General features: G+C 63.7%; 20 protein-coding genes and 1 rRNA gene. 7 read left to right on the top strand and 14 right to left on the bottom strand.

Annotated features, from left to right (window positions below):
• The 3 genes from ACIQ3B_RS08860 to ACIQ3B_RS08850 form a co-directional block, all read right to left on the bottom strand.
• A 16S ribosomal RNA gene (locus ACIQ3B_RS08860) occupies window positions 1-772 on the bottom strand; the annotation flags it as partial.
• A 779-nt stretch (window positions 773-1,551) separates the two neighbouring features.
• Entirely contained in the window at window positions 1,552-1,980 is a 429-nt protein-coding gene (locus ACIQ3B_RS08855) for a CBS domain-containing protein (protein WP_397401682.1), read from the bottom strand.
• Window positions 1,981-2,079: 99 nt separating this feature from the next.
• Window positions 2,080-2,790 (bottom strand): rhomboid family intramembrane serine protease, encoded by a 711-nt coding sequence (locus tag ACIQ3B_RS08850; protein WP_397401680.1) that lies wholly within the window; start codon window positions 2,788-2,790, stop codon window positions 2,080-2,082.
• 120 nt (window positions 2,791-2,910) lie between these two features.
• On the opposite strand from ACIQ3B_RS08850, the gene ACIQ3B_RS08845 reads away from it, so the two are divergent.
• Entirely contained in the window at window positions 2,911-5,802 is a 2,892-nt protein-coding gene (locus tag ACIQ3B_RS08845) for a M16 family metallopeptidase (RefSeq protein WP_397401678.1), read from the top strand.
• Here the strand turns inward: ACIQ3B_RS08845 and ACIQ3B_RS08840 are convergent.
• From ACIQ3B_RS08840 to ACIQ3B_RS08810, 7 genes are all read right to left on the bottom strand, one after another.
• On the bottom strand, window positions 5,771-7,246 hold the full coding sequence (locus ACIQ3B_RS08840) for a carotenoid oxygenase family protein (protein WP_397401676.1): 1,476 nt from the start codon (window positions 7,244-7,246) through the stop codon (window positions 5,771-5,773). The genes ACIQ3B_RS08845 and ACIQ3B_RS08840 overlap by 32 nt on opposite strands.
• A 14-nt stretch (window positions 7,247-7,260) precedes the next feature.
• Window positions 7,261-7,698 (bottom strand): DUF2141 domain-containing protein, encoded by a 438-nt coding sequence (locus ACIQ3B_RS08835; protein ID WP_397401674.1) that lies wholly within the window; start codon window positions 7,696-7,698, stop codon window positions 7,261-7,263.
• Window positions 7,699-7,839: 141 nt separating this feature from the next.
• Window positions 7,840-9,504 carry a choline dehydrogenase gene (locus ACIQ3B_RS08830; protein WP_397401672.1) on the bottom strand — a complete coding sequence of 555 codons (1,665 nt, stop codon included), beginning with the start codon at window positions 9,502-9,504 and terminating at the stop codon, window positions 7,840-7,842.
• An 85-nt stretch (window positions 9,505-9,589) separates the two neighbouring features.
• Window positions 9,590-10,657 (bottom strand): DUF3667 domain-containing protein, encoded by a 1,068-nt coding sequence (locus tag ACIQ3B_RS08825; RefSeq protein ID WP_397401670.1) that lies wholly within the window; start codon window positions 10,655-10,657, stop codon window positions 9,590-9,592.
• A 63-nt stretch (window positions 10,658-10,720) separates the two neighbouring features.
• Window positions 10,721-11,272: a DUF805 domain-containing protein gene (locus ACIQ3B_RS08820; RefSeq protein ID WP_397401668.1), complete on the bottom strand. Its 552-nt coding sequence runs from the start codon at window positions 11,270-11,272 to the stop codon at window positions 10,721-10,723.
• 92 nt (window positions 11,273-11,364) lie between these two features.
• On the bottom strand, window positions 11,365-12,147 hold the full coding sequence (locus tag ACIQ3B_RS08815; protein WP_397401666.1) for an enoyl-CoA hydratase-related protein: 783 nt from the start codon (window positions 12,145-12,147) through the stop codon (window positions 11,365-11,367).
• A gap of 48 nt (window positions 12,148-12,195) precedes the next feature.
• Window positions 12,196-12,726: a gamma carbonic anhydrase family protein gene (locus tag ACIQ3B_RS08810; protein ID WP_397401664.1), complete on the bottom strand. Its 531-nt coding sequence runs from the start codon at window positions 12,724-12,726 to the stop codon at window positions 12,196-12,198.
• A 325-nt stretch (window positions 12,727-13,051) separates the two neighbouring features.
• On the opposite strand from ACIQ3B_RS08810, the gene ACIQ3B_RS08805 reads away from it, so the two are divergent.
• Window positions 13,052-13,816 (top strand): PhoH family protein, encoded by a 765-nt coding sequence (locus ACIQ3B_RS08805; RefSeq protein WP_397401662.1) that lies wholly within the window; start codon window positions 13,052-13,054, stop codon window positions 13,814-13,816.
• Window positions 13,817-13,863: 47 nt separating this feature from the next.
• On the opposite strand, the gene ACIQ3B_RS08800 is transcribed toward ACIQ3B_RS08805, so the two are convergent.
• Together ACIQ3B_RS08800 and ACIQ3B_RS08795 are read right to left on the bottom strand one after the other, a co-directional pair.
• The gene (locus tag ACIQ3B_RS08800) at window positions 13,864-14,556 is read right to left on the bottom strand and encodes a hypothetical protein (protein ID WP_397401660.1); all 693 of its coding nucleotides are present in this window, start codon (window positions 14,554-14,556) and stop codon (window positions 13,864-13,866) included.
• Window positions 14,553-15,116, bottom strand: a complete 564-nt coding sequence (locus tag ACIQ3B_RS08795) for a hypothetical protein (protein ID WP_397401658.1) — start codon at window positions 15,114-15,116, stop codon at window positions 14,553-14,555. The genes ACIQ3B_RS08800 and ACIQ3B_RS08795 overlap by 4 nt, the downstream gene beginning before the upstream one ends.
• Between ACIQ3B_RS08795 and ACIQ3B_RS08790 the strand changes: the two genes are divergently transcribed.
• From ACIQ3B_RS08790 to ACIQ3B_RS08775, 4 genes are read left to right on the top strand one after another with little or no spacing between them, the layout of a single operon-like run.
• Window positions 15,115-15,249, top strand: a complete 135-nt coding sequence (locus ACIQ3B_RS08790; RefSeq protein WP_397401656.1) for a hypothetical protein — start codon at window positions 15,115-15,117, stop codon at window positions 15,247-15,249. The genes ACIQ3B_RS08795 and ACIQ3B_RS08790 overlap by 2 nt on opposite strands.
• 26 nt (window positions 15,250-15,275) lie before the next feature.
• Window positions 15,276-16,055 carry an exodeoxyribonuclease III gene (gene xth, locus ACIQ3B_RS08785; protein ID WP_397401654.1) on the top strand — a complete coding sequence of 260 codons (780 nt, stop codon included), beginning with the start codon at window positions 15,276-15,278 and terminating at the stop codon, window positions 16,053-16,055.
• A gap of 37 nt (window positions 16,056-16,092) precedes the next feature.
• Window positions 16,093-16,773 (top strand): hypothetical protein, encoded by a 681-nt coding sequence (locus ACIQ3B_RS08780; RefSeq protein WP_397401652.1) that lies wholly within the window; start codon window positions 16,093-16,095, stop codon window positions 16,771-16,773.
• A gap of 45 nt (window positions 16,774-16,818) precedes the next feature.
• Complete coding sequence (locus ACIQ3B_RS08775) at window positions 16,819-17,511, top strand: NnrU family protein (protein ID WP_397401651.1); 693 nt, start codon at window positions 16,819-16,821, stop codon at window positions 17,509-17,511.
• On the opposite strand, the gene ACIQ3B_RS08770 is transcribed toward ACIQ3B_RS08775, so the two are convergent.
• Window positions 17,508-18,197, bottom strand: a complete 690-nt coding sequence (locus tag ACIQ3B_RS08770) for an aspartate/glutamate racemase family protein (protein WP_397401649.1) — start codon at window positions 18,195-18,197, stop codon at window positions 17,508-17,510. The two genes, ACIQ3B_RS08775 and ACIQ3B_RS08770, sit on opposite strands and share 4 nt — an antisense overlap.
• Window positions 18,197-19,939 (bottom strand): dihydroxy-acid dehydratase, encoded by a 1,743-nt coding sequence (ilvD, locus tag ACIQ3B_RS08765; RefSeq protein WP_397401647.1) that lies wholly within the window; start codon window positions 19,937-19,939, stop codon window positions 18,197-18,199. The genes ACIQ3B_RS08770 and ilvD overlap by 1 nt, the downstream gene beginning before the upstream one ends.
• 506 nt (window positions 19,940-20,445) lie before the next feature.
• Here ilvD and ACIQ3B_RS08760 point away from each other — a divergent pair.
• On the top strand, window positions 20,446-23,190 hold the full coding sequence (locus tag ACIQ3B_RS08760; protein ID WP_397401645.1) for a TonB-dependent receptor: 2,745 nt from the start codon (window positions 20,446-20,448) through the stop codon (window positions 23,188-23,190).
• Window positions 23,191-23,236: the final 46 nt, after the last annotated feature.

The following is a 23,236-nucleotide window of genomic DNA, read 5'->3' as shown; positions in this document are numbered from 1 at the left end:
CTAGCACTCATCGTTTACAGCGTGGACTACCAGGGTATCTAATCCTGTTTGCTCCCCACGCTTTCGCGCCTCAGCGTCAGTATCGGGCCAGTGAGTCGCCTTCGCCACTGGTGTTCCGCCGAATATCTACGAATTTCACCTCTACACTCGGCATTCCACTCACCTCTCCCGAACTCAAGATAGCCAGTATCAAAGGCAGTTCCAAGGTTGAGCCCTGGGCTTTCACCTCTGACTAAACTATCCGCCTACGCGCCCTTTACGCCCAGTAATTCCGAGCAACGCTAGCCCCCTTCGTATTACCGCGGCTGCTGGCACGAAGTTAGCCGGGGCTTCTTCTCCGGGTACCGTCATTATCTTCCCCGGTGAAAGAATTTTACAATCCTAAGACCTTCATCATTCACGCGGCATGGCTGCGTCAGGCTTTCGCCCATTGCGCAAGATTCCCTACTGCTGCCTCCCGTAGGAGTCTGGGCCGTGTCTCAGTCCCAGTGTGGCTGATCATCATCTCAGACCAGCTATGGATCGTAGGCTTGGTAGGCCTTTACCCCACCAACTACCTAATCCAACGCGGGCTACTCCAATGGCGATAAATCTTTCCCCCGAAGGGCACATACGGTATTAGCTGAAGTTTCCCTCAGTTGTTCCGTACCAAAGGGCATATTCCCACGCGTTACTCACCCGTCCGCCACTGCCTCCGAAGAGACCGTTCGACTTGCATGTATTAGGCCTGCCGCCAGCGTTCGCTCTGAGCCAGGATCAAACTCTCAGGTTGAGTTGACGTTCTGACTTTCGGCTTCCCCGATCTACTTGAGATCGGCTGGCTATAGTCTGCTTAATTTCTTGACGAGTTCCCATTCACATCGATGCCTGAGAACCTAAGCTCCCAGGTATCCATATTCATGGTGTCTTCAAGAGACCGCAGTCACAGTCAACGTCGAGATAGGGTGGTTACCCCTATCGCTAGGACGTCGCCGCCTGCGTTTCTCTTTCCAATTCAACGATGTCAAAGACCCTGACCGGCTTTCGCCTGCCCCACTGTTTAGCGCCGGTGGTCGGCGGAGGCGGCTATCTAGTGACCGGCCTCTTTGGTGTCAACCGGGCTTTTCAGCTTTTACGACAAATCCAAGAACCTCTTGGACCAGGCCGCAAAAATCACTTCGGGCCGCCGAGGGGCTTCCCTCTAAAGTCCGTAGCGATTCGATTGGAGCTGGGGACTATACTCATTTCGAGACGAACATCAAGCACCTTCTGGGCGCCTGCCGTAAGTCTCGAAGTGGTTCGAGGCCCGAGCGGGAGGCGGGTATCTATTCGTGGGGGACCGATGCGTCAACAGCGTTTGCAAAAGAATCTGGCAGCTCTGGGGGGGCAGCAGCCCGGTCACCTGGTCGGGCCCCGCCCTGCCCCGTCCGCGACTCGTGCGCGGCCGCCGCGCAGGGGCCGGCCAAAGCCCGACTCGGTCTTGCGAAACGCAAGGCTTTGAGGCGGCTTACCTGATTGAGGCGCGAGCTTTCGAGACCGCCTCATAAAGCGAACCGCAACCGGCGGGGCGCCTCAGCTGGCCGCGATATATGCCTTCAGGCCATCCGCTTCGGCTTCGACCTCGGAAATTTTGTGCTTCACCAGATCCCCGATCGAGACAATGCCGACCAACCGTTCAGCCTTGCACACGGGCAAATGGCGGATTCTCCGGTCGGTCATCCGACTGAGCAGTGAATCAACCGTCTCGCCGGGATCGGCGAACAGCACATTGCTCGTCATATAGTCGGAGACCGGTTTCCTGAGCGCGCCCGGCCCGTGCGACGCCACGGCGCGGACGATGTCGCGCTCAGACACGATGCCGACCACGCGGTCGCTCGCCAGAACGATGAGCGCGCCGATGCCCTTGGCGTGAAGAAGTTCGGCGACGACGCCGACAATGTCCTCAGGCGAGATCGTGAAGACTTGATCGCCCTTGGTCCGGAGAATCTGCGAGACCAGCATTGGGTCCCCCTTGATCTCTTGATGGGACCGCACCTTCGCTCAGTTTCAGAGCGGACACAATGCGCACGGCAGTCACTCACGCGTGACCGGGCCGGTCCGTTAGCGACGTTGAGCTACCCAACCAAACGGTCCGATCAGCAATACACCGACGACAAACCCGGCTAGATGAGCCTCCCAACCTACGGCAGCCGAACTTCCATCGGGCACAAGCAGGCCCCCGGCAAACGCCATGATGATGTTGACGATCAGCCAGCCCAGGCCCATCCCCGTGACCGCGCGGGAGAAGATGGGCCCGACTCGTCCGTTGCCCCCTATCAGCCGAGCTGCGCCGCCCATCAGGCCCGACGCCGCGCCAGACGCCCCGATCAGGGAAACATTCTGCCCCCAGTGAAGGGCCGCAAACCCCCCGCAGGCCAGCACCCCGCAGAACAGATAGAAAAGGAAGAAATCCAGCGCGCCACCGACATTTGGCCCGAAGAACCGCGCCACCGGCGCCCCGAATGCGAGGATGAAGGCGGCATTCATGAGGGCGTGCGCCCAGTTGCCGTGCACGAACACGGACGTGATCATCCGCTCTGGATGGCCTTCCAGCAGCAGTGCCGGCGAGAACGCAAGCCATTGGGTTACGCTTTCGAGCGGGAACCGACTCTGGAGCAGATACCCCAGCACAATGGTTACAACGAGCGCTGCCACGGGCCAGGGCGCGTTGACCAGCGGCCCAGGCGCCGGCGCCGGTCGCTGGCCTGGGGGATCCGGTTCGCCGGGACGCGATCCGCCAGAGGCGGGAACTTCGAAGAAGACAGCCGTCATTATGGGCATATGTAAGCTGTGTTGCGGCTCTATGCGAGTGATCTAACGCTTGGCCTTGCTGTGGCCACGTAGCTTCGCAATGGTGCGCGGGCGTTTCACGAACCCATTCAGGCAAAACTGATGACCCGCTACTCCGGCGCTGGCGCCGCCCTCGCCGCTGCTATCACCCTGGCCTTCCTGCCGTCTTCCATTCAAGCCCAGGCGCCCGCGCCATCCGGCCAGTGGGCTCAGGCGACGTCGGATCTGAAAGCCGACCCGGCCATCCGCTTCGGGAACCTGCCGAATGGCATGCGCTATGCGATCCGCAAGCAGTCGATTCCCCCCGGCCAGGCGGCGCTGCGTCTGTGGTTCGACACCGGCTCCCGCATGGAGACCGACGCCCAGCAGGGCCTGGCCCACTTCCTGGAGCACATGGCCTTCAACGGATCGAAGGAGGTCAAGGAGGGCGAGATGATCAAGATCCTCGAGCGCCTCGGCCTGGCGTTCGGCGCCGACACCAATGCCTCCACGGGCTACGGCGAAACCATCTACATGCTCGATCTTCCGCGCACCGACGCCGAGACCGTGGATACTTCTCTGAAGCTCCTTCGGGAAACCGCGTTCAACCTGACCATCGACCCGGCGGCAGTCGATCGGGAGCGCGGCGTTGTGCTGTCAGAGGAGCGCTCCCGCGATACCCCCGGCTACCGGGTCTACGTCGCCCGCAGCAACTTCCTGCTCAAGGGCCAACGCCCGCCCACCCGCATTCCGATCGGCAAGGTCGACGTTCTCAAGACCGCCCCGGCCAGCGCCATCCGCGACTACTACGATCAATGGTATCGGCCGGAGCGGGCCGTCTTCGTCGCCGTTGGCGATTTTGATGTCGACGCCATGGAAGGAAAGATCAGAGCCGCCTTCAGTGGCTGGTCTGCCCGCAAACCACCTGCGCCAGCGCCAGACAACGGCCCGGTGGCCCAACGCTCCGCCGAGGCGAAGCTGTTGATCGAACCCGGCGTCACCCAGACCCTGCAGGTCGTATGGGTCAGCCCGCCTGATCTTTCCCCTGATAACAAGGCGACTCGCCGGCGCGACCTGATCCGCAACCTGGGCCTGGCTGTGCTGAACCGTCGCTATTCGGCCATCACCCGCAGCCCGAACCCACCCTTTCTGGGCGCCGGGGCCGGTCAGTTTGAGCAGGACAACGCAGCTGACATCGCCATCATCGGCGTGGCTGCCGAGCCAGGTGGCTGGGCCCGGGCCCTGGCCGGGGTCGAGCGCGAGCAACGCCGTCTTGTCCAGTATGGTGTGCGACAGGACGAACTGGATCGCGAGATTGTCGAGATCCGCGCCAGTCTGAAGGCCGCAGTGGCTGGCGCCGCCACCCGTCGACAGGCGGAACTGGCGGACGACATGGTCGGCACCCTGTCGGAAGACACGGTGATTACGGCGCCGATCGACGATCAGAGCGAGTTTGAGGCCTCGGTGGCGGGCCTGAAGGCCGCCACGGTCAATGAAGTTCTGAAGACCGTATTTCAGGGCCAGGGACCGCTGGTGTTCATGGCCTCCCCTACCCCCATCGAGGGTGGCGAGGCCGCTGTCCTGGCGGCGCTGACGACGTCCCAGAAGGTGGCCGTCCTGCCCAAGGTCCAGACCGCGGCCACCAAGTGGCCATATGAGAGTTTCGGGGTCGCCGGCAAGGTGGTGGAACGGCGCGAGATTGCAGACCTGAAGACCACCTTCGTGCGCTTCGCCAACGGCGTCCGCCTTACCGTAAAGCCCACCGCCTTTCGCGACGACGAGGTGCTTGTCCGGGTCAATGTCGGCCAGGGTCTCAAGGGCCTGCCGAATGATCGACAGAGCCCGCTCTGGGCCGCCAGCGCCATGATCGAAGGCGGACTCAAGAGAATTGGCGTCGAGGATATGGAACGCGTCCTGGCCGCCAATGTGTATGGCGCGCGCTTCAGCGTCTCGGACGACGCCCTGGTCCTGTCCGGCAGCACCCGGACCGGTGACCTGCCGACGCAACTACAAGTCCTCGCAGCCTATCTCAGCGAGCCAGCCTGGCGGGATGAGGCGTTCCAGCGCGTGAAGACCGCCTACAGAACCGCCCACGACCAGTACGAATCCACGACCGACGGCGTCATGGCCCGGGACCTGCCTGGCCTGATCCACTCCGGCGACCGGCGCTGGACGTTCCCCAGCCGCCAGAACATCGCCGAGGCCAAGGCAAGTGATATCCAGACTGCAATTGCACAGGATCTGGTGAAGGGTCCGGTCGATGTAGTGATCGTCGGCGACATCACGGTGGATCAGGCGATCGCCGCCACAGCCTCCACCTTCGCGGCCCTGCCCCGCCGCGTCGACCCGCGCCCGGCGCCGACCGCGCAGCACGCTGTCCCGTTCCCGAAAGGCGGCGGAAGCGTAGTGGAATTGACCCACAAGGGCCGCGCCGATCAGGCGGTTGGCTACATCGCCTGGCCCACCAGCGACTACTGGGCCGACCCGCAGCGCGCCCGCGACACCGCCGTGCTTCGCGAGATCATGAACCTTCGCCTGACCGACGAACTCCGGGAGAATCAGGGCGCCACCTACTCTCCTTCGGTCAGCTCCCAGCATAGCCTGGTATGGTCGGGTTGGGGCTACATCGCCGCGACCGTCGAGGTACCACCCGAAAAACTTCAGGGCTTCTTCGGCGATACAATGAAGATCGCCGCGAAACTGGCGGAGGATGGCGTCTCACCCGACGAGCTGGCCCGAGCCAAGGCGCCGCGGATCGAGGCCTTGCAGAAGGCGCAGCTGACCAACGGCTACTGGCTAGGCGAGCTTTCGGGCGCGCAGACCGATCCGCGCCGCCTGGACGTTATCCGCCAGCTGATCACCGGCACCGAACGGATCACCGCCGCCGACGTTCAACGCGCCGCCCAGACCTGGTTCAGGCCGGGCCGAGACTACCGGGTGGAGATAAAGCCGGCAGCGAAGGTGAACGGGGCGCCGGCCGCCCCTACGCCCCCACAAACACCCCGTGCAGACTGACCGGCAGCACATGCTCTGAACGCCAGGTGCAGATTGGCCCCGCCGCGATCCGGCGGGCGTCGAACACGTGGAGCTCGGTCGCCCTGGCCAGGGTGTTGACCGAGGGCGCCAGCAGCCAGCCGTCCAGTTCTTCCGTGCCGCCGGGACGGGCGACGAAGACCGCCTCCTCCACCAGATGGCTGGCGCCGAAGTCGTAACTGTCGGACTTGCCGGCCTTCCAGTCGTAGGTCGCCACGCCATGGAACAGCGGGGTGTTCGGCGCGGTCGCCGTGGCGTGGATCGTATAGCGGCGCGCATCGCCAGACCTGCGGCCATCAACGCGCGGGAACTCGGCGGTGACCCCGGTAGGTTCCAGCGTCGCGCGGCCATTTGGCCTGAGGGTCACCAGTGTCAGGATCGGGTCCGGTTCGGGTTCGAAAGTCCCCTTCATGAACGCCTTGCCGTTTGTGGTGGCAAACCGGGCGTCTGGCGTGAAACAGCCGTCGAACCGCAATGTCCCATCCGCCTCTTCCCAGGCCGAGCCGAAGTGGAAGGCGAAGAACGGCGGCAGTTCATAGATGCGACGTTTGGTGAGATCGGCCTTGTCCAGCACCAGCACCTTGGTGCCCATTTCGGGCCGCCAGGTGAAGCTGTCGGCATAGGGCATCACCATCCGGTCCTGAACCCACGGCTGCAGGATCACGATCAGGTGGCGTTTGGTCGCGGTGAAGTCATGGACGTAGCTGGCCATCGGCAGGCTGACCATATCTGCGGATTTCAGGGTGCCGTCGGCGGCGACGCGCCAGACAATCGCCTGTGCCCCTGAAAGACCCAGGCTCCAGACATCGCCGCCGGGGTCTCGCCGGGGATGAGCGAGGAACGGCATGTGCACCAGGTCATCCCGCAGGGTCTTCATGCCCTTGGTGGACAGATCCATCGGGTCCATGACGACGGGCGAGCCCGCCTCCCACAACGCCCAAAGCTCACCGCCCATCGACATCACCGAGATGTTGGCCGGGTTGGCGTCGTCGGCATTTCGAACCTGGGCCCCCGATTTACCCGCCGTTCCGAAGCCGGGCTGAACCATGGCGTTGGCGGCCGCCTCGACGCGGCGCTTGGGCGTATCAACGAAACGCGCCTCCAGTGTCGCCGCGCCGTCCGATACCCGGAACGCCCGCATCAGGCCGTCGCCGTCGAACCAGTGATCCACCGACCCGCCAGGGCGATGGAACTTGCCCGGGCCATTGCGATAGAGGCTGCCGGTGAGGTCTTTCGGCGCACGACCGTGCACCAGCTTGAGCGGCGCACGCGGCAGGTCGGCGTCGACGTCGCTGAAAGCGACCTGCCAGTTGATCCCGGCGGCGCCGCCCTGACGGAGCTGGGCGGCGGCTTGGGCCAGTTCGGGGGTCAGCACCGCCGTGGCGGCCGCGCCCGTCAGCGTCTGAAGGAAGTGACGTCTGTCCATGGGTCCGCTCCTGCTCAATCGATGGTGATGGCGTGGGCGTTGGCGCCGGCCTTCACCTCAAAGCTGGCCGCCGCCCACTTGGCCGGGCTCATGTTGGCCACCGCGTTGTTAGAGAAGGCGAAGGGCTCTGTGGGGATGCCGAACGGGTTGGCGTTCATCTTGCCGTCGCCGTTCAAATCGTGAAACGCCTTGATGGCATAGAGGCCGGGAGCGAGGCCCCTGAACGTACGGGTCGCCGTGGCCGCAGCCACCGGCAACATTACCGCCGCAACCGGCTTGGCCTTGTCGTTGTAGGCCTCCTCGCTGTTCACCAGGGTGAACATGATGGCGCCCTGCGTCGCCTTGAGGCCGGCGAAGGTGACATCGAGACTGGCCGTGTCCTGAGCCCGAACGCCGGACGCCAGCGTCGAAACACCTAGAACTAGGCCAAGGAAGAGGGGAAGCGACTTCATGAAGAACTCCAGGGAGTGGATGAGCGATGACCCACCCTGCCCTACTCCCCCCGACCACCGCATCCGCCGATGCGCAGATCGTCGCATCCCTTGCGCGAATGACACCCGGCGCCATTCACGCTGCGTGAACGGCGCCGGTCTTCAGGCGGCCCGGACCTCATCTTCTTCGATCGGCGCCTCGTCAGCGGCCAGGAATGGACTACCCAGGATCGAGTCCGAGACCTTCTCGGCGATCATCATGGTCGGCGCATTGGTGTTACCGCCGATCAGGGTCGGCATCACCGAGGCGTCCACGACCCGCAGGCCCTTCAGTCCCATCACCCGGCAATCGGCGTCCACCACGGCCATCGGATCGCCTGCCACGCCCATGCGGCAAGTGCCCACCGGATGGTAGATCGTCTCGGCGGTCTGGCGAATCCAGGTGTCGATCTCGGCATCGGTCTGTACGGCCTTGCCGGGGAACAGTTCCTCCGAGTTGAAGGGCGACAGCGCCGCCTGTTCGGCCACGAGGCGCATCATCTTGACGCCTTCGCGCAGAGCGCGCCGGTCTTCCTCGGCGGCGAGGTAGTTGGCAAAGATGGTGGGATCGTCGAAAGGATCCGCCGACCGCAACCCCACCCGACCGATACTCTCGGGCCGCAGCTGGCAGATGTGGAAGGTGAAACCGTCCTGCTGAACCGGCCCGGCCTCACGATTGCCGTGGTTGCGCATGGCGGCCAGCACCACATGGACCTGCAGGTCAGGCCGGTCGAGATCGGGGCGCGACTTCAGGAAGGCGCCGGCCTCCAGCGGGAACCGACTGCCCGGCCCCTTCTTGAACAGCATGTAGGTCAGACCGATGAGCAGGGTGCGCAGGCCCTTGGTCTGGGAGTACATGGTGATCGGCTGGGGGCACGCCCATGACAGCGCCAGATCCAGATGGTCCTGCAGATTGGCGCCAACCCCCCTCAGCGTATGGACCACCGGCACGCCGTGCGGTTCCAGGTCCTCCGGATTGCCGATCCCCGAAAGCTGCAGGATCTGCGGTGACTGCACCGCGCCGGCGCAAACCAGCACCTCTGCGTTCGCGTGGACGATCTTGCGCTCGCGCGTGGTCTCGTCGGCATATTCAACGCCTTTGCAGCGACCGTCCTCAAGGATCAGCCGGGTCGTCCGCGCACCCGTGACGCAGGTGAGGTTCGCGCGCGTCAGGATCGGATGCAGATAACCCTTTGCCGCGCTCCAGCGTTCGCCGCCCGAGATGGTGTGTTGGTAGGGGCCCCACCCTTCCTGCTGGAAGCCGTTGAAGTCGGCGGTCACCTTGTGCCCTGCCTGCCGGCCCGCCTCGATCGTGGCCTTGTAGATCGGGTTTGGATCGGCGGATCTGGTGACCTTCAGCGGCCCCTCGCCGCCGTGCCAGGCATCACCGCCCCCTTCAAAGCCTTCCGAGCGTTTGAAGTAGGGCAGCACATCCTTGTAGGCCCATCCCTGCAGGCCCATCTGGCGCCACTGGTCATAGTCACGGGCATGGCCACGGATGTAGATCATGCCGTTGATCGAGGATGATCCGCCCCAGCCTTTACCGCGCGGCCAGAACAGCTTGCGATCCTCCAGATGCGGTTCGGTCTCGGTCCAGAAGCCCCAGTTGTAGGTCCCTTTGTCCGGGATCAGCTGGGCCACACCGGCCGGCATGCGCACCATCAGGGCGTCATCCTTGACGCCAGCTTCCAGCAGCAGGACGGACTTGCTTCCATCCGCCGTCAGCCGGTTGGCCAGTACGCAACCGGCGGAACCTGCGCCGATAATGATGTAGTCGAACCTGTCCACGTCGTACCGTCCCGGACCGCTGTTGAGTTGGCCGGGACACTGGCCTAACGGGTTGCCCGTCGCAAGAGTGACTCCTGCGTCAACTTCAGGTCAGGCCCAGCCAAACCACTGACAGGATGAAAAGGCCAAGCGCGATCACGCAGAACAGTTGAAGCAGAACCGTTCGCCAAAGCGCAGAGAACCATCCCAGCCCATAGGCGCCCTTGAGCTGGAAAAACATGTGCGCCGGCGGCGCCAGCACCAGCCACCCGGTCTGCACGCCCAAACGGTCGCCGACGCCTCCCACCATAATCAGTGCCGACATAAAGGTCAGCGAATAGAGCACAAACACGCCGTGGTCATAGAGCGTCACCCCCCGCTTCCAGACGAAAAGCAACGCCACGAAGGGGATCGAAATGGGCACAAGCAGGAACGAGAATTTGTAGAATGTCTGTTGTAGCTTGTAGATCGCCAGGTCCGGGTTCTCGAGCTTGCGCCGGATCTTCTCGTCCAGGGATTTGTTGCCGGTCTCGATTCCCAGCGTGTTGGACCTGGCGCGCGCCGCCATCTCGGCCTTCCAGTCACCGCCAGGGGCATTCGCGAAACCTTCGATCTCGCGGCCCTCATTAACTGCTCTTTTCAACTCTGCGCGCGCGGCCGCGACACGCGCCGCTAAATCAGGACGCGCCTGTGGCGACGCGGAAGTGAGCGCCTGTTCTGCCGCCGAGACCTTGGCCTGTGCTCGCGCCACCATACCCGATACGTCGGCCCCGGGCGCATCGACCCGCGTCTCCGGAACGATTGGCGCATAGCTCAGCGCCATGAACATCACGAAGATCGTGAACAGAAACAACGCGAGCGGCGAGACATATCGCGCCCTTTTGCCCATAACCCAGTCACGGGTAAGTTGCCCCGGCCGGAATATCAGCAACGGCAAGGTCCGCCAGGTGCGGCTGTCGAAATGCATCACCCCGTGCAGCAGTTCCTCGCCCAGGTGCAGCAAAGTCCGGTGCACATGGCTGGGATTGCCGCAGTTGTGACAGAAGCGCCCAATAGTTTTCGTCCCGCAGTCGGCGCATGGGCTTTGATGCGCGCCTGCCACGCCGGAAGGTTTCTCAATCGCCGACGCGATCAACCCGCCTGTCGCGGCCCCGCCGATTGCGTCCAGATCCATGGTCGCCCCAAATGAGTGTGCTTGGCACAGTGCCGGGGTCGCCGCATTCCCACAAGGTTGCCGCTAGTCGAACACCTCAGCCTGGGAGGGATCGCCGGGATCGAGGGTATCGAGAGGATTGAGGGGATCGAGACCAAATCTGTTGGGGCCAAGCGTGCCCCGCAGGCACCCGAGTTCTACAAAGACCCAGATAGAGAAGGGCAAGGTCAAGGCGTTAAGCCCTGCCGCGGCATCGGCCTCGCCAGCCCCTTCGGCGGCCAGGGCCAGAAGGGAAAGAACAAACACGGGCAAATACATCGGGACGAGCCACCATGCGCCCTTGCCCCGGTCGTGCAGGCGGCGGACCAGATTCGCCGCACTGACCCATATGGCGCCGATGACCAGAATTCCCGCCGCCAGTGGGCCCAGGACGGGTATGAAGACCGCGAGGAGAAACGCCACGAGGTAAGCAGGAACGAGCGCCAGCGCGGTCAGCCAGTACGGCTGCCGGTTTATGCGGCCAGAGAAAGAGAAATACGGACGATATCTTTCCAACCTGATCCCCCGCAGCTTGCGACTTGACCCGACCACAAACGAGTGAGGCGCCTCCGCCGGGAATACCGGCTCGCGCGTCATGTCTACGGCCTTCAGCGACGATGATCACTTTTCGTTCTCAACACGTCAAGCGTGTGTAGAAGAATATCGACCGGTTTGCGCGAAAGCCGCCGTCAGCGCCCCTTCCACGCCGGGGCGCGCTTCTGCGAGAACGCCAGCGGGCCTTCCACAAAATCCTCCGAGGTGAACAGCGCCGCCACTGCCGGATAGCGGTTCTGGCCCTTGATGGCCGCTTCCAGACTGGGCTCATCCAGCCCGCGATAGACGGCTTCCTTCGACGCCCGGATCGACATCGGCCCCAGTTCGCAGATTCCCTTGGCCCATTCGTTCGCCACCCGCATCAGGTCTTCTGCGCTGGTCACCTCGGCGACGAAGCCAAGCTCCTTGCCTTCCGCCGCCGATACCCGCCGAGCTGTCAGGATCATCGACATCGCCCGCTTCACGCCAATGGCGCGCGGCAGGCGATGCAAGCCCCCGGCCAGCGCCGCCAATCCCACCCGCGGCTCCGGAAGCGCAAACACCGCCTTGTCCGACGCAATGATAATGTCACAAGCCAGCGCGATCTCGAACCCGCCGCCCATGGCCACGCCGTTCACCGCCGCGATGAGAGGCTTGGTCAGATCATAGCGCGACGTCAGTCCGGCGAAGCCTGACGGCGGACTTCCCATCTTGCCGCCCGTGGCCTGGTGCTTGAGGTCGTTACCGGCGGAAAAGGCACGCTCCCCCGCCCCGGTCACGATTCCCACCCATTGCTCCGGATCGGCCGCGAACGTATTGACCGCGTCGTCCATCTCGAAGTGCGCCGGCGAGTGCATGGCGTTCATCACATCGGGGCGATTCAAGGTGAAGGTGGTGATCGGTCCGTTGCGATCCACCTTGATGAATTCATAGGCCATGGCGTTCTCCCTTGCTGGTTCAACCGTCGGCGGGCGCCGCAACGTTCGTCAAGACATCTCAGTCAGTTCCCGACGGTATCGCTTCCAGTTCTCCACATAGTGCGCCGCGCCCAGGGCCACGCGCATGGCCTGTTCGGGGCTCAGCTCGCGCACGACCTTGCCCGGCGCACCCATAACCAGCGAGTTATCCGGGATTTGCTTGCCCTCGGTGATCAGACATCCAGCCCCGATCAGGCAGTTCTTCCCGATCACCGCACCATTAAGTACCGTCGAGCCGATCCCCACGAGACTACCGTCGCCAATTACACAGCCGTGCAGCATCACCATATGCCCCACCGTCACATTCGCCCCGATGGTGCAGGGCGAGCCTGTATCCGTATGGATCACGCTGCCGTCCTGGATGTTTGAGCCTTCGCCGACGACGATGGGATCGTTGTCTCCGCGCAGCGTCACACCCCACCAGACCGAGGCGTTCTTCTTCAGAATCACCCGCCCCATCACCGCAGCATTGGGCGCAATCCAGTATTCGTCATCATTTGGTAGCTCAGGTGTCACATTGCCTAAGGAATAGACACTCATCGCCGGCCTCCATTTCTTGCCGCTGACGGCTGTTTAACGACTCATAAACCAAGCTAAGGTTAGTCTAACGGTGCGATTCGAAAGGGCGGCAGCCTTCTAGAAACGGCCGCGGGGCTTAGGCTCCCGTGTTCTCGCGTTGGACGGGGTGTATGACGCCAGGTCTGTTGCTCTCAAGGGCTTCACCGCCCGCAAGCGCACGAAACGGTGAGCCGCCAGGCCACCCCCTCGGTCGACTCTTCCGCCGCCAACGCCGCACTCACCCATTTTTCCAAGGGCGCTCCCATTCACGGGACGCCCTTTTTTCTTGCCCCCACGGAGGCTTTTTATGACCAAGCGAGCCCTGAAGCGACAGCTGCGCGAAGGCGCGTTCGACGCCGGACAGTTCGAGGGTGATGACAAGATCCGCCGCCTGCCCGTCGAACGGGCCTGGTCGCCCCTCAATCATCACAACGACGATCGCGAGCAGGGCTATCTGAAGACCATCAAGGCCAAGTCCGTTGGACAACAGGCGCTGATCGACGCCGTGGATGCCAAGAATCTGGTGCTTGCCCTGGGCCCTGCCGGCACCGGCAAAACCTATCTGGCCATCGCCAAGGCCGTCGAGGCGCTGGAAGCCGGCAAGGTGGGCCGTATCGTGCTGTCGCGTCCGGCCGTCGAAGCCGGCGAATCCATCGGCTTCCTGCCGGGCGACGCAGAAGACAAGCTCGCTCCCTATCTGCGCCCGCTCTACGACGCCCTCTCGGATCGGCTGTCCATGAAGCGGGTGCGCACCCTGATGGCCGAAGGCGCAATCGAGATCGCCCCCGTCGGCTTCATGCGTGGTCGCACCCTGAACAACGCCTTCGTGGTGATCGACGAGGCCCAGAACTGCACCTATGTGCAACTCAAGATGCTGCTTACTCGCCTCGGCTGGCATTCTACGATGGTGGTCACCGGAGATCCCGACCAGTCCGACCTGCTGCCGACCTTCTCCGGACTCGGCCCCGTGGCGGACAAACTTGAGTCCGTCAGCAACATCGCCGTCGTCCGCCTGAAGGACCGCGACATCGTGCGCCACCCGCTGGTCGCGGAGATGCTGGGGGTGCTTTAGCACCCTGCCTCCTGGCTCCGCTCAATCGGCCGTTACATGCTGTCGCGTCACCGCTTCAGCGTTGCAGCCATGCTGGTTGTGATCTGTACGCCCTGTGGCGGGGCGAACAGCTCAGGGCTTGCAGGCATGTCACTGCGGTAGTCGTCGTAGCGCATGGCGAACACGACCTGGCCGGCCTTCGAATAGAGGATGGCCACCGGCTCCTGCCAGCGCGTATCCATGAGCATGGCAAGGCTGTAGGCGCCCTCGGTAATCTGGAAGGCGGCGACCTGCGAAAGGCCCCAGGGTCGGGTCTGGGTGGCCTGCGGGGCGTTGGCGCCGACAAAGCTTGCCTCGCAACCGAACTCCAGGGTTCGGAAACGTGGCGGCATATCCGGCGTGATCGGCAAAATGGGCGCTCGAACAACAAATTCCGGCCCCGGATCTACCGCGTGAGCGCCGAGCCGGCGGGTGAGGTCGATGGTCCAGACATCCGGCTCAGACACGATGGCCAGGTCGCTGGCGCCGCCCCGACTGAGGTCTGGCGGCGTCTCGCTCCGCAACTGAGTCGCGCCGAAGCGGTGAATCGTGCGCGGCTGGGCGCGGGGGTCAGCGGCCGCCAGGCCGGGCGTCACCTCACGCACCACCATGCGGGTCATCGCGACCGGCGCGCAGAGACCAGGTCGGGGCGCGACGGGCGGCTGGGCCAGGACCGGTGAAGCGGACAGGAATAGCCCCCCTAGCGCCAGGGCAAGCCTCATCGGGACGGCGCCTCTGAGATTGCGTATCCCTCGGGTTTTGCGAACAGGCCCGGATTGTCCGGCAAGGCGATATCATAGTTATCGTAGACAAGCGTCAGGATCGCCGTTGTGCCCTGGAAATAGGACACCTCCGCTGGCGTTCCGGTCTCGTACAGGAGAATCTCCAGTCGCCGGTCGCCTTCCTGCAAGGCATGAATCCGCGCTGGACGCCCCCCGACATCGCGTATCCCGGCTTCACGGGCCCGGCCGCGGGCGAAGCGCGCCTCGCAGCCGAACTCCAGTTCGGTGAAAGCCTGGGGCACCCCCTGCCCGGCCACGATCGGCGCCTTGGCTTCATAGATGGGCCCGGGGTCCAGCAGGTGGCGACCGGTCCTGTCAGCACGATTGACGATCCAGACGTCCGGCGAGGCGACAATTGCGAGGACATGCGGTCCCCCGGCCGGATCCGCAGGCTCTTCGTTGCGCAGGAAACGCGAGCCCTGTCGGTAGAGCGTGACGGGCGCCGCCCGGAAGCTGCCGGGTGTTACGTCAGGCCCTACCGACCGTGTGACGATTTTCATGAGTTTGTCCGGCGCGCAGGTCTCCGCCACTGCGGGCGAAGCCATCAAGGCCAACAACAAGGACAGAGCCGGTAACTTCATTTCGCGCGTGCAAACCACCCATGGCCTTGAGGCGACTGCCCCACCCCTCTAGCCTCCGTCGCGAAACCGGAGACGTCAATGCGTATCGCCACCTGGAATGTGAACTCGGTCAACGCTCGAATCGAGACGGTGTTGCGCTGGTTCGAGGAGGCGAAGCCGGACGTGGCATGCCTCCAGGAAATCAAATGCATCGACGAGAAATTCCCGACCGAAGCCTTTGAAAGACTGGGCTATAATGTCGCCGTCCATGGTCAGAAGACCTACAACGGTGTCGCGCTGATATCGAAGACCCCGCTCGAGGACGTGCGGCGAGGCCTGCCCGGCGACGATACGGACGAACAGGCGCGTTACATTGAGGCCGTGGTCTCCGGCCCACGCCCGGTTCGGGTGGGTTGCCTCTACCTTCCCAACGGCAATCCAGTGTCCACCCCGAAGTTCGATTACAAACTGGCCTGGATGGCGCGCCTGAATGCTCACGCCCGCGAACTGCTGACCTTGGAAGAACCGTTTGTCCTGACCGGCGACTATAATGTGATCCCCGAGCGACGTGACGCAGAGTTTCCCGACAACTGGGCCGGCGACGCGCTGTTTCAACCCGAGAGCCGAGCCGCCTTCCGGGCGCTGAAGAACCTGGGCCTCACTGAAGCCTTCCTCCAGGCGGGCGGCGCACCGGGCGCCTACACCTTCTGGGACTATCAGGCCGGCGCCTGGCAACGGAACAACGGCATCCGCATCGACCACGCCCTGTTGTCGCCCCAGGCCGCAGACCTCCTGACCGGCGTATCAATCCACCGCGATGTGCGCTCCTGGGAAAAACCATCGGATCACGTGCCGCTGGTCGTTGAACTCGATGCGTGATTTCGACGACTCGGTCGAACCGGCGTAGGCTTCTGCGATGGACGAGGCAGCCCGGCTTCTGACCCTTCTGGCCCTTGTCGGCGGCGCCTTGACGCTGGCCGGAACGGGGATGCTCTGGTTCCTCGACGAGACCCGCCGGATCCGCCGCACGCTCACCAATGCCCTTGGCCGCCCGCCAGAACCAGGCTTGATCGTACGCGGACGCGGTGTGGGTATCGGGTTCGACCTGCCATCAAACCGCGTTGTGGTCGTATGGGACCGCGGCGCCTGGCGGTTGGACTACAGGCTGGATGAATTGATGGGCGTGGACCTGATCGTTGACCGGCAAGTCGCGGCGCGCACCTTTCGGGGCGAGACACGGCGACCGCTGGATCATCTTGCCGCGCCGACCGAGGGTGTCCGGCTGCGCTTCGTTTTCGACGATCCGGCTCACCCGGACTTCTCCCTGGACCTCTGGCAGCCGGGCGACGACGACATCAGAGGTCGACGTCACGCAGACGAGGCCCTGGAAGAGGCCAATCGCTGGATGGCGCGAATGGAGGCCTTGCTGCGCCGGCCGGTCGCCCGGGCTCCTGCTGCGCCGACGACAATCCCGGTCCGGCCAACGACCTCGCCGGTCGCCGTGCGCCCCTTGCCGCCGGTTGAGCGTGACGACCGGGAGGAGGATGAGCCGCCCTGGGACGATCCGGACGATGGCGATCCCCGCGCTATAACTTGACGATGTAAATTACGCTGTCAGAGTCGTGCATGGAGGATCTGACCCATGACCAGCCTTGTCGCCGCCGCTGCTTTTTTCCTGCTGATCCACCTGGGTGTCTCCGGAACCCGGCTAAGGGACGCCGTCGTCGGACGTATCGGCCAGAACGCCTACATGGGGCTGTTCTCGCTGGCCTCGGTGGCAGGCCTGGTCTGGCTGGGCTTCGCCTATGCTGGCGCGCGGGGCGAGGTCTGGAACACGGCACACTGGGGTATCAACGCGGCCACCCGGCATATTCAGCTTTTGACCCAACTTTTGGCCATGCTGCTGATCGTTCCGGGGTTGGCCACCGCCAACCCCACCAGTGTGCAGCAGGAAGGCGCCCTGGATCGCCCGGATGTGGTGCAAGGCATGCTGCGAATTACCCGCCATCCGTTTCTGTGGGGCGTGGCGATCTGGGCTTTGGGGCACCTGCTGGTGAACGGCGACCGTGCCAGCATCGTGCTCTTCGGGACCCTGCTGGTGCTGGCCGTGACCGGAACCTCCAGCATAGACGCCAAACGCAAGCGGGCGCTGGGCGAATCCTACGAGGCCTTCATGGCCCAGACCTCCAACGTACCCTTCGCTGCGGTTCTGAACGGACGCCAGTCTCTCAAGCTCGCCGAGATCGGCGTGTGGCGGATCGCGCTTGGCGTGGCGGTCTGGGCGATCCTGATGCTGGCGCATCCCATGCTGTTCGGGGTGGCGGCATTGGGTTAGCCCAGCGCGAAGTCTAACGCGGCTTCAACATGCGCCAGCGCTGTGTCGACCGTTGGCGCAGGCATGGCGTCCGCATCCAGCAACAATCCGATCTCGGTGCAGCCGAAGATGATGCTGTCAGCCCCGTTCGCCAGCCCCCGCTCGATGATGTCCGTCACGACGACGCGGGAGTCGGCCAGGATCACACCCTGGCAAAGCTCGTCGTAAATGATGGCGTGCAGGCGCTCCCGGTCACCCGCGTTCGGCGTCAGCACAGAGAACCCTGCCCGCTCCAGGCGATCCCGGTAAAACGGCTTCTCCATCGTGAACCGGGTGGCGAGCAACAAGGGCCGGGAGACGCCCTTCGCCGAGAGGACCGCCGCCGTGGCGTCAGCGATATGGATCAGGGGAATCGCCACAGCGGCCTCAACCTGAGGGGCGTTGATGTGCATGGTGTTGGCGCAAATGATGATCGCCCCCGCCCCGGCCGCCTCCAGTTTCCGCGCTGCGTCGGCCAGAACCCTGCCGGTCTCCGTCCAGTCCTCAACGGCCTGCAGCGCCGCAATCGGGGCGAAATCCACAGACCACAGGATCAGCTCGCAGGAATGCAACCCACCCAGCCGTTCGCGGACCCGCCGGTTCAGCTGCTGGTAATAGACAGTGGTGCTCTCTGCGCTGATCCCGCCGATCAGGCCCAGGGTCTTCATCAGATGTCCGCGTACATGTGGCCCTCGGCCGCACCGCCCGGGTGCGTGACCGCGCCCAGGTGAGCCGGCCCCACTGTCCTTGCGAACTTCCACAACGCGCCGGACGTGTAGATCGTGCGCCGCGGCTCCTCTTTCGCCAGTTGGCGGGCGCGGTTCTCCATCTCGATCGGATCGACTTCCAGCTCAATCGTACCGGCGTCGGCGTCGATCGAGATGATATCCCCGTCCTTGACCAGCCCGATCGGGCCGCCGTCAGCCGCCTCCGGACCCACATGGCCAATGCAGAGGCCGCGCGTAGCGCCGGAGAAGCGACCATCGGTGATCAGCGCGACCTTGTCGCTGATCCCCTGGCCGAAGATCGCCGCCGTGGTCGACAGCATCTCACGCATGCCCGGGCCGCCCTTGGGCCCCTCGTAGCGGATCACCAGGACGTCGTTCTCCTTATAGTCGCGGGCCTGGACGGCGGCGAATGCGGCTTCCTCGCCGTCGAACACCCGCGCAGGGCCGCGATGCTTGGTGTGGTTCGACCCCGCCACCTTGACGATGGCGCCGTCGGGGGCCAGCGAGCCCCAGAGACCGACAACCCCGCCTGTCGGCGAAAGCGGGTTGGAGACCGGACGGATCACGTCCTGGTCCTCGCGCCAGACCACACCCTCGAGGTTTTCCCGGATGGTCTTGCCGGTAGCGGTGATGCAATCCCCGTGGATCAATCCGGCGTCCAGCAGGGTGCGCAGCAGCATCGGCACGCCACCCGCCTCCCCCATCTTCTTGGCGGGGTAGCGCCCGCCCGGCATCAGATCAGCGAGATAAGGGGTGCGCTTCATGATCTCGCACACATCGCGCAGGGTGAAGCTGATGCCCGCCTCATGCGCCATGGCCGGCAGGTGCAGGCCGCCGTTGGTGGAGCCGCCTGTGGCCGCGATCACCACCGCCGCGTTCTCGAACGCCTCACGGGTGCAGATGTCCCGGGGCCGCAGGTTCCGCTCAAGCAGCGCCATTACCGCCTCGCCCGATGCGATGGCGTACTGATCGCGATCCAGATAGGCCGCCGGCAGCGCCGACGAGAGCGGCAAGGCCAGCCCGATCGCCTCGGAAACACAGGCCATGGTGTTGGCTGTGTACTGACCACCGCAGGCGCCGTCGCCAGGACAGGCATGCTGTTCGAGGTCGCAGAGGTCTTCCAGGCTCATCTCGCCGGCGGAATGCTTGCCGACGCCTTCGAAGACGTCCTGCACCGTCACCTCGCGCCCTTGCCAGTTCCCCGGGAGGATCGAGCCGCCATAGATGAAGGCCGAGGGCACATTCAGGCGCAGCATCGCCATCATCATGCCCGGCAGGCTCTTGTCGCAGCCGGCGACGCCGACCAGCGCGTCATAGGCGTGACCGCGCATGGTCAATTCCACGGAGTCGGCGATCACCTCGCGGCTGACCAGGGACGAACGCATGCCCTCATGGCCCATGGCCAGGCCATCCGTGACGGTGATGGTGCAGAACTCCCGCGGCGTGCCGCCGGCTCGCCTTACGCCCTCCGCTGCGGCATGGCCCTGGCGCATCAGGGTGGTGTTGCAGGGGGCCGCTTCATTCCAGCACGAGGCTACACCCACGAACGGCTGGGCAATCTCACGGCTGCCGAGGCCCATGGCATAGTAGTAGGAGCGATGGGGCGCACGTGCGGGCCCCTCGGTCGTGTGGCGGCTGGGAAGCCTGGATTTGTCCCACGAACCGTCTGGATTGCGATGCATGTCTACGCCCTTGAGAGTCTCTAGCGGGCGACCTCTGTAGAGGGCCGGTCGCCAAGGGGGAAGGCCCGCGCGAACCCTGAGACGACTCACTGGCAGCCAGCGTGTCGGAAATACGAAACCTCCCGTGGCAAATCTGCATCAATGCCAAAATATTTATTTTCAGATTCCCTTACGTCACAAGGGCTTCATGCAGATCAGCGGGCGCGCCGGCCACATTTCGACGAAGGTGACGATTTTTCAAAATATGCAGGAATATTGGGGTCGTCTGCTTCGTTGCGCCAACAAATAGGGTGTTTTCGCCAATGTTGTCGGATTTACCGCGAAACCACACCCCTCTCCCAACAAGGGGCGACAGAGAGTCCGCTTGTTGTTCTTGAGCACCATTTAGTTACAGGCGTACACCCACTCTAGACAGGACGACCATTATCCGGTGATTTCTTCGCTTCGACGCGAGACGAAACGAAAATCGCGCATCAAGTTCAAGTCCTGAGGGGAGATGTTCTACCATGAGATTCAAGCACAGCCTGTTGACGTCGGGGGCCATGTTGGCCGTGATGCTGGGGGCGTCCGCCGCCCAGGCACAGGGCGCGAATGAGATCGAGGAACTGGTCGTCACCGCTGAAAAGCGTGAGCAGAGCCTTCAGGATGTGCCGGTCGCCATCTCGGCCTTTACGAGCAAACAGCGGGACTTGGTCGGCATCAGCACGGTGCAGGACCTCACCAACTTCACACCTGGCTTCGTCTACCAGTCGTCCAACGACCGGGCCAGCATGCGCGGCATCGGCCGCCTGACCAACGTCCACTCGGTGGACGGCGCTGTGTCCATCTACATCGACGGCCTCTTCACCACCTCGACGGTTCTGGCCGGCGGCCCGCCGCTGGATGTGGATCGCGTGGAAATTCTGCGGGGTCCCCAGGGCACCCTGTACGGACGTAATGCCATTGGCGGCACCGTCAATGTGATCTCCGTTCGTCCGACGGAAGAGTTCTACGCAGAAGTGCGGGCCATTGCCGAGAACTACGACTTCACCAACCTGCAGGCCGCTGTCTCGGGCCCGCTCAACGAGAGCGGTTCACTGCGCGCCCGGATTTCCGGCTACAAGCTAGATCAGCGCAAGGGCTACTTCACGAACGTCAATCCTGGCCTGCCTTCGGAAGGCAGCAAGCGCGACGAGTATCAGGTCCAGGCCCAGCTTGAGGCGGACCTTGGCGAGAACGCTGACTTCTGGATTTCATACAAGACCCTCGTCTGGCACAACCGCGGCGGCCCCGGTGCGCGCTCAGGCTACCTGGCTGACGCCCATGAGACCGGCCGGACCGATCCCAACTTCTCGGTCGTCTTCAACCCCGCCCACGGCTATTCGCCGGAGACCGGGGTGAACGGTATCGTTCCCGGAAGCCTCGTACAGTTCAACGGTTCGACTACAACGACGAACCCGGCGCTGCGCGACAACCGCACCTTCAACTCCAACATCCCTCAGCGGGTGCGCCTGCGCGACGTCAACTCGCTCACCACCAACTTCGTTTACCGCCTGCCTACCGTCGACATCCGGTACGTCGGCGGTATTCAGGAGTACAAGTACGACCTGTACGGCGATACCGATGGCACCAGCGTCAAGTCGTATCAGATCCCGTTGGCTCCAGGGTCGATCTGCGGCAACATCGGCGCCCTGTTCGCCGCCGGCCTCTCGACGGTCAACTGTTCTCCGCTGACCACCAACGTGAATAACGGATATCACTATTTCGAGTATCCGAAGTGGTACAGCCACGAGCTGAACATTTCATCCACCACGGACTCGAACCTCCAGTGGATTGTCGGCGCCTACTACTACAACGAAAAATATACGGGCACCGGCAGCACGGCTGACTTCTTCGACGTCGGCCCCTCCACGCTGCGCACCCCGATCCTTGGCGCGGCGCCGAACCCGCAACAGTTCTGGTCGACGGGCAACTATGACCTGACCACCGAGAGCAAGGCGTTGTTCGGCCAGCTCGACTGGCAGGCGACCGAGACTCTGAAGTTCACGGCCGGACTGCGGTATACCAAGGACAAGAAGTTCGGGTCGGAGTTCCGCCGAATTGTCGCGAACTCGGACGTCGCCTACGCGGGTCTCTATCCCGCTTTGGGTCTTAGCGGCTTCGGTCCAGGGTCGGCAGCGAACTGGGGTAGCCTGCTCGGTAATCTGGCGGCCCTCCCGGCTGTGGGCCAGGCCCTGGGCCTTGGCGGCGCCCTCAACGGACTGGGCGGCCTAGGCAACGGCGCCTTCGACCTCACGGACGCTCTCGCGCCCAAAAGCACTGCCGGCGCCATCGAGGGCGTGACATCGCCGTCGATCTGTACAGCCGGCGTCTGCCGTCAGTACGTGATCAGCCCGACGACCGGTATCGCGAGCCGCGACCTTGGCGATACGTCCGACGCCTGGACCGGCACTGCCGGCCTCCAGTGGGAACCGGATGGCGACACCATGGCCTATGCCCGCTACAGCCGCGGCTACAAGGCGTTCGGCTTCTCGGCCGGCGGCTTCCTGGCGGTTCCCAAGGCCAAGGAAGAAACGGTCAATTCCTATGAAGTCGGCCTGAAGAAGAACTTCGGATCGAACATCCAGTTGAACATGTCGGCCTTCTACCTCGACTACCGGAACCTTCAGGCCCCGGTTACGGTCCGGGTCGGCGCAACGAACGTCACGCAGTTCGTCAACATCGCGAAGTCGGAGTCCCTGGGCCTCGAAGTCAGCGGCATCTGGCAACCGATCCAGAACGTTCGCCTGACCCTCGACTACGGGTACAACCCCACGAAAATCAAGGAGAGCGCGCTCCTGGTTGATGTGAACGACAACATCAACACCGGCGCCGTCAGCGTCGTCGGAAACGACCTGCCTCAGGCGCCGGAACACAAGCTGGCTCTGAACGGCGCCTACACCTTCGAGATGGACCCGGGCAAACTCACGCTCAGCGCCACCTATCTCTACCGCTCAGAATCCTACGCCAACGTCTTCAAGCGCACCTACAACTCCGCGAAGTCCTGGGATCAGGTTGATCTGCGGGCCTTCTGGGCGCCGACCGATGGCAAGTACACCCTGATCGGCTACGTGAAGAACGTGTTCGACACCGACGGTTATGCCGCCGCTGTCGCCGCGTCGAACCGTAACAATAACCCTGCGATAGCTTCGCAACGGTTCGCCAACGGCGCCCAGAACTTCGAACTCACCCCGCCGCGCCTCTACGGCGTGGAGATTCAGTACCGCTTCTGATCCGCGTAAACGGCTAGCCAACTTGAAGCGCTTCACCGAAAGGTGG

Source organism: Phenylobacterium sp., assembly GCF_044358365.1.
GTDB lineage: Bacteria > Pseudomonadota > Alphaproteobacteria > Caulobacterales > Caulobacteraceae > Phenylobacterium.
This window is presented reverse-complemented; position numbering and strand designations above follow the sequence as displayed.